Genomic DNA, 6,448 nt, shown 5'->3' with positions numbered 1-6,448 from the left:
CGTCGTCGCGGGCGGAGCGGGCGCGGTGGGACGGCTGTTCACCGGCCTGCTGGCGGCCGCCGGCCGCGAGGTGTGCGTGGCCGACCCCGAGGCGTTCGCCGCCGACGTGCCCGGCGTCCGGCAGGTCAAGGGCGACATCACCGCGCCCGACGGGGCGCTCCGTGCCGAGCTGGAGCGGGCCGACCTGGTGCTGCTCGCGGTCCCCGAGCCGGTGGCGCTGGCCGCGCTTCCCGCGCTCGCCGACGTCATGCCGCCGCACGCGCTGCTCGCGGACACCCTGTCGGTGAAGACCCGGATCGCCGCGGCCCTCGCCGAGCACGCCCCCGGACGCCAGTCGCTCGGCCTCAACCCGATGTTCGCGCCCACCCTCGGCATGGCCGGACGGCCGGTGGCCGCGGTCGTCCCGCACGGCGGCCCTCTCGTCGAGGAACTCCTCGACCTGGTCGGCGCGTCCGGCGGGCGGATCGTACGGATGGACGCGGAGCGGCACGACCGGGTGGCCGCCGCCTCCCAGGCGCTCACCCACGCGACCGTGCTCGCCTTCGGGCAGGCCCTCGCCGAACTCGACGTGGACATCGAGGAACTGTCCGCCGTCGCGCCGCCGCCGCACGCGACCCTGCTCGCGCTGCTCGCCCGGATCGCGTCGGGCACCCCGGAGGTGTACTGGGACATCCAGTCCGCCAACCCGCTCGCGGGCAGCGCCCGCGACGCACTGGCCCACGGCGTCGACCGGCTCCGCGACCTCTCCCGCGACGGCGAGGAGGAGGACTTCGCCCATCACCTGGACGCCCTCGCAGGCGTCCTCGGCACCCGGCTGACGCACTACCAGGCCCTGTGCGCCGACCTGTTCACCCTCCCCCGGACCGCTTCCGGAGGAAACCCCGACTCGCTCAGTTGCCCCGGCGACCTGCCCGCCCCCGGACTCCGTCCGGGGGGACCCCCATCTCGCTTCGCCCGCCCCGAGGAGACCGCATGACCAGCGAAGGCCGGCCGGCCGCCAAGCACGCCAACTGGGTCGCCGCCCGGATCGACAAGACCACCGACTCCCTCGACCGCGCCTTCGACGAGGGCCTGACCGGCCATGTCATCACCGGCCGCGAGGGCAAGACGGTGGAGCTGGCGGACGGCGGCCGCGCCGTCGAGTTCGTCTCCTGCTCCTACCTCGGCCTGGAGCAGCACCCGGCGCTCGTCGAGGCCGCGCAGGACGCCCTCCTCCGGTTCGGCGCGCACTTCTCCTCCTCCCGCAACCGGATGCGCCCGCTGTACCTCGGGCAGCTGGAGGAGCTGCTCGGCGAGATCTACGGCGGCCGCCATGTCGTCCCGTTCACCTCGGTCAGCAACGTCCACCTGGGTGTGCTGCCGCTGCTCGGCAACGGCACGCTGCCCGGGTACCCAATCGCCGAGGCCGGCCCGATGTTCCTCGTCGAGAAGACCGCGCACGCCTCGATGCAGGTGCTGCGCGGCGTCATGGAACAGCTCGGCCCGGTCCGCCGGTTCGACCTGGCCGACCCGGACAGCCTGACCGGCCGGATCGCCGAGGCCGCGGCCGAGGGCCGCACCCCGATCGCCCTGGTGGACGGCGTCGGCTCGATGGGCGGGCTCATCGACGTCGCCGCTCTCGCCGACGCGCTGCGCCCCGCGGGCGGACTGCTGTACGTGGACGACGCGCACGGCGTCTCCATCGACGGGCGGCAGGGCGCGGGGTACGCGTACGAGGCGTTCCCGGGCGGCCTGCCGGACAACGTCATGCTGGTCGGCTCGCTGTCCAAGGCGTTCGGCGGCGCGGGCGGCTTCGTGGTGCTGCCCTCCGCGGACGACGTGCGGGTGCTGCGCAAGTTCGCCAACCCGCTGGTCTTCGGCCACTCGATCATGCTGCCGCTGCTCGCCGCCGACGTCGCCGCCGCCCGGCTGCACCTGAGCGGCGAGGTCGCCGGGCTCCAGGAGCGGCTCTGGAGCAACGCCGACCACTTCGACAAGCTCACCGACGGCCTGCTGGTCAACGCCGGGCAGCGCTCGCCGATCCGCGGCGCCCACTTCTCCACCGAGGCCGCCGCCTTCGACGCCGCCCGCCGGCTGCGCACCGCCGGGGTGCTGGTTCTGCCCGCGTTCTTCCCGACCGTCGCCAAGGGCACCGGGCTCATCCGCTTCGCGCTCTCCGCGACGCACGAGGAGTCCCACCTGGAGACCGCGGTCGAGGCGCTCGGACCGATCGAGGGACAGCCGGAGTGAGCAAGACGTTCGTCCCGCCGCCCGGGCCGCCGCGCACCCTGGCACTGGCGCAGCTGATCAGCAGGACCGGCGACGGCGCGTACTACGTCACCGCCGCCCTGTTCTTCACCACCGTCGCCGGCCTGTCGCCGGCGCAGCTCGGCCTCGGGCTGACCATCGCCTGGACGGTCGCGCTGGTGGTCGGCGTGCCGCTCGGCCATCTCGCGGACCGCACGGGGGTGCGCGGGAGCGCGGTGGTGTTCTTCTGCTGCGCCTCGCTGGCCGTCGGCTCGTACCTGTTCATCCGCTCGTTCCCGCTGTTCGTGCTGGCGGCCAGCGTGTACGCGGTGGCCCAGCGCAGCGGCTCCGCGGCCCAGCAGGCGCTGCTCGCCGGGGTGGTGGAGAAGGAACAGCTCACCAAGGTCCGCGCGTTCATGCAGGCCAGCTACAACGCGGGCCTGTCGGTGGGCGCGGCCCTCGGCGGCATCGTGCTGCTCTTCGACTCCCGGGGCGCGTACCTCGCGGCCTTCGCGCTCAACTCCGCGGCCTTCGCGGTGGCCGCGTGCGTGCTATGGCGGGTTCCGGCCGTTCCGGCGTCGCCCGCCGCGGCCCAGGGCGAGAAGCCGCAGCCGGTGTACAAGGACCGCCCGTACGTCGCGGTCAGCCTGCTCAACCTCGTCCTGGTGCTGCACGTCCCGCTGATCGACGTGGCGCTGCCGCTGTGGATCGTCGGGCACACCGAGGCCCCGCCGTGGGTGCTCTCGGTGATGTTCGTGCTCAACACCCTCGCGGTGGTGATCTTCCAGGTACGGGTTGCCCGCGGCGTCACCGACCTGGCGAGCGCCGCCCGCTACGTGGTGCGCGGCGCGCTGCTGCTCGGCGCGAGCTGCGTCGTCTTCGCCTTCTCCGGCAGCGGCGGCTCCGCCTGGTCGGCGGTGCTGCTCCTGGTCGCCGCGGCCGCGGTGCAGACGCTCGGCGAGATGGTGCAGATGGCCGGCACCTGGGAGATCAGCTTCGGCCTCGCGCCGGACGGCAAGCACGGCCAGTACCAGGCGTTCTTCGGGTCCGGCCTGACCGTCGCGGAGATCGTCGGACCGCTCGCGCTGACCGGGCTGCTCGTGTACTGGGGCGCGCCCGGCTGGATCCTGCTCGGCGCGCTGTTCGTCGCGGCCGGCCTGGCGACCGTGCCGGTGGTCCGCTGGGGCGAGCGGACCCTGGCCGAGCGGGACTCGGCCGAGGGGACCGGCTCCGAAGCCGTCGCGCCCGGCGTGCCCGACGCACTGGTGAAGGACTGAGGGGGAGCGGATGACCGGGAAGCCCACGACATCGGACGAGCCCGTGCTGCTGGTGATCGGCGGCCGGGTGGAGACCGTGCGCAAGGCCTGCGAGCTCGGGCTGCGCGTGGTCAACGTGCAGCGACCGGAGGAGTACCGGCCCGAGCACGCCGACCTCGTCGAGGCGGCCCTGCTGGTCGACTACACCGACTGGGACGTGCTGCGCCCGCTGGTGACGGCGGCCCACGAGGTGTACGGCTTCTCGGGCGTCGCCACCATCACCGAGCCGGGCGTCGTGCCGGTCGGCCGGATCGCGGAGCTGCTCGGGCTGCGCGGCCCGAGCCACCTGTGCGCCCGGCTGATGCGGGACAAGGAGGCGATGCGCGCCCATCTCGCGGGCCTGCCCGGGGCGGTGGCCGCCGCACCGGTCGAAGGGCCCGACAGCCTGCGGGAGTTCGGGGAGCGGCACGGTCATCCGTTCGTCCTCAAGCCGGTCGACGCGGCGGCGAGCTTCGGCGTCCGCCTGGTGCGCGGCCCGGAGGAGAGCGCGGACGCCTGGCGGGACGTCGAGCGGCTGCGCGCCAGCACCGATCACCGGTTCGCGAACTACTTCCCCATGACCCGGTTCCTGATGGAGGAGTACCTCGACGGGCCGGAGTACAGCGTGGAGTCGCTGAGCTTCGACGGGCGGCATGTGTGCCTCGCCGTCACGGAGAAGGCCACCGTCGGCGCCTTCGTCGAGACCGGGCACGCCCTGCCCGCCCGGCTCTCCGACGCGGACGAGACCGCCGTCCTCGCCTGCGTCACCGCGTTCCTGGACGCGGTGGGCCTCGGCCACGGCCCCGCGCACACCGAGGTCAAGCTCACATCCCGGGGCCCGCGGGTGATCGAGTCGCACGCCCGGCCCGGCGGCGACCGGATCATGGAGCTGGTGGACGCCGCGTACGGCGTCGACATCGAGGCGTACACGGTCGGCTGGGCCGCCGGCGCGCTGCCCGCCCTGCCGGCGCGCCCCGAGCCACGCGCCGCGGCCGCGACCCGCTTCCTCACCAGCGCGCCGGGCGTCGTCACCGGCGTCGAGGGCGTCGACGAGGTCCGGGCGCACGAGGGCGTGTTCGGGGTGGACGTCGCGGTGTCCGTGGGCGACGTCATCGGCCCGCTGGAGGCCAGTTGGGACCGGACCGGTCAGATCCTGGTGGCCGCGCCGGACACCGCGGCCGCCGTCGCCCTCGCCGAACAGCTCGCCGGAAAGATCACCGTGACCACGGATCCGGCATGACCGCGGATCCCCACCCCCACCCAGGAGAGAGCGGCACCATGTCTGAACACGTTCTGGTCTTCGGCAACGGATACGACATCCCCGGGCGGATGCGCGTCCGCGGCGACGCGCTCGGCCGCCCCGTCACCACCAGCGTGCTGTGCCGGCCCGAGCACCTGGCCAAGCTGGAGGAGGCCGGCGGGCACGCCCGGATCCTGGCGGTGGCCGCGGACGCGCCGCTGGAGCACTGGATCGTGCTCGCCCGCACGGTCCACGCCCTGCAGCCGGTGACCCGGATCGGCACCTTCGGCGACCAGTGCCAGGAGTACGCCGCCGAAGCGGGCCACGTGCTCGGGGTGCCCACCCACCACCCCGAGACCGTGCGGCTCGTCTTCGACAAGTACGCGATGCGCGGCCGGCTCGCCGAGGCCGGGGTGGAGACCGTCGCGGCCGCCGAGGTCGCCGGGCCCGAGGAGCTGCGCGCCTTCGCGGCGGCCCACGGCTACCCGTGCGTGGTCAAGCCCCGCCGCGGCACGGCCAGTACGGGCGTCTCGGTGATCCGCGCAGCGGAGGAGGCGGACGCCGCCTTCGACCGGGCCCGCGGCGAGGACGAGCCGGCCGAGGTGGTCGCGGAGCAGTTCCTGAGCGGCGAGCAGTACAGCGTGGAGGCCTTCTCCGAGCTCGGCGAGCACGTGGTCGTGGCCGTCACCCGCAAGTACTCGGACCCGGTGAGCCTGGTGGAGCTCGGGCACGTGATGCCCGCCCCGCTGGCCCCGGAGCGACAGGAGGAGATCCACGCCTACGTGGCCGCCGCGCTGGACGCGCTCGGCGTGGAGCACGGGCCGACGCACACCGAGCTGGTGCTCACCGAGGACGGGCCCCGCATCATCGAGACCCATCTGCGGGTCGGTGGCGACGAGATCTGGAACCTGGTCACCGACGCGACGGGCGTGGACCTGGTCGAGTACCAGCTGCGGCAGTGCGTCGGCGAGAAGGTGCTGCCGGACGTCCGCGCCGTGCTCGCGGACCCGCCGCGCGCCCCGCGCGCCGAGGCGATCTGGTTCGCGGGCGCGCCCGCCGCCGGGACGCTGGTCGAGATCACCGGGGCGGAGGGCCCGCACCCCGAGGGCGTCCGGGTCGACCTGCTGGCATCGGCCGGGCGCGCCCTGGAGGGCCTGCAGAGCTCCGACTCCCGGCTGGCGCAGGCCCGCGCGCACGCGGCCACCCCGGAGGAGGCGCTGACCCTCGCCCGGGAGGCGATCGGTCGGCTCGGCTTCGTCACCAGGGTCTCCGCCGAGCCGCTGGACCTGCTGTGACCACCCCCGTCGCACGACGCCGGGCGACCGCCTCGGCGCCCCTGGACGGGCGGGAGATCCGGGCCCTGCTCGACGACCTCGACGGCCAGATCATCTCGATGGTGCTGCGCCGGGCGGAGCTGGCCCGGCACGATCAGTCGGTGCGCCGGACGTCGGGGCTGCCGGCCTCGGAGCTGGCCCGGGAGAACGGCGTGCTGCGTCGGTACGCCGAGGAACTCGGCCGCCATGGCGTCGACATCGGACGGGCCGTTCTCGTCCTCTCGCAGCTGACGCGCGGCGTGAGGGGAAAGAGCTGACGAAAAGAATTCCATGAATGAGTAATGAATAAGGAAAGCGCCCGCGGAGGGTTTCTCCGACATCATGTCGGTGAATCTCCTTCGGGCGCTTCCGGG

The 6,448-nt window shown here is 74.1% G+C and carries 6 protein-coding genes; all 6 read left to right on the top strand.

The annotated features are described in order from the left end of the window. On the top strand, positions 1-976 hold a 976-nt coding region (locus tag VIU94_RS16585; protein ID WP_331912195.1), incomplete at its 5' end, for a prephenate dehydrogenase/arogenate dehydrogenase family protein. Next, positions 973-2,229 (top strand): aminotransferase class I/II-fold pyridoxal phosphate-dependent enzyme, encoded by a 1,257-nt coding sequence (locus VIU94_RS16580; protein ID WP_331912193.1) that lies wholly within the window; start codon positions 973-975, stop codon positions 2,227-2,229. The genes VIU94_RS16585 and VIU94_RS16580, both read left to right, overlap by 4 nt. Continuing rightward, on the top strand, positions 2,226-3,503 hold the full coding sequence (locus tag VIU94_RS16575; protein WP_331912191.1) for an MFS transporter: 1,278 nt from the start codon (positions 2,226-2,228) through the stop codon (positions 3,501-3,503). The genes VIU94_RS16580 and VIU94_RS16575 overlap by 4 nt, the downstream gene beginning before the upstream one ends. 10 nt (positions 3,504-3,513) lie before the next feature. Further along, on the top strand, positions 3,514-4,761 hold the full coding sequence (locus tag VIU94_RS16570) for an ATP-grasp domain-containing protein (protein ID WP_331912189.1): 1,248 nt from the start codon (positions 3,514-3,516) through the stop codon (positions 4,759-4,761). Positions 4,762-4,799: 38 nt separating this feature from the next. Further along, the gene (locus VIU94_RS16565; protein ID WP_331912187.1) at positions 4,800-6,056 is read left to right on the top strand and encodes an ATP-grasp domain-containing protein; all 1,257 of its coding nucleotides are present in this window, start codon (positions 4,800-4,802) and stop codon (positions 6,054-6,056) included. Next, complete coding sequence (locus VIU94_RS16560; RefSeq protein WP_331912185.1) at positions 6,053-6,352, top strand: chorismate mutase family protein; 300 nt, start codon at positions 6,053-6,055, stop codon at positions 6,350-6,352. The genes VIU94_RS16565 and VIU94_RS16560 overlap by 4 nt, the downstream gene beginning before the upstream one ends. Positions 6,353-6,448: the final 96 nt, after the last annotated feature.

Source organism: Streptomyces sp. (genome assembly GCF_036566765.1).
Taxonomy (GTDB): domain Bacteria; phylum Actinomycetota; class Actinomycetes; order Streptomycetales; family Streptomycetaceae; genus Streptomyces.
Note: the sequence above shows the minus strand (reverse complement) of the source record. Positions and strands in the feature narration are given on the sequence as shown.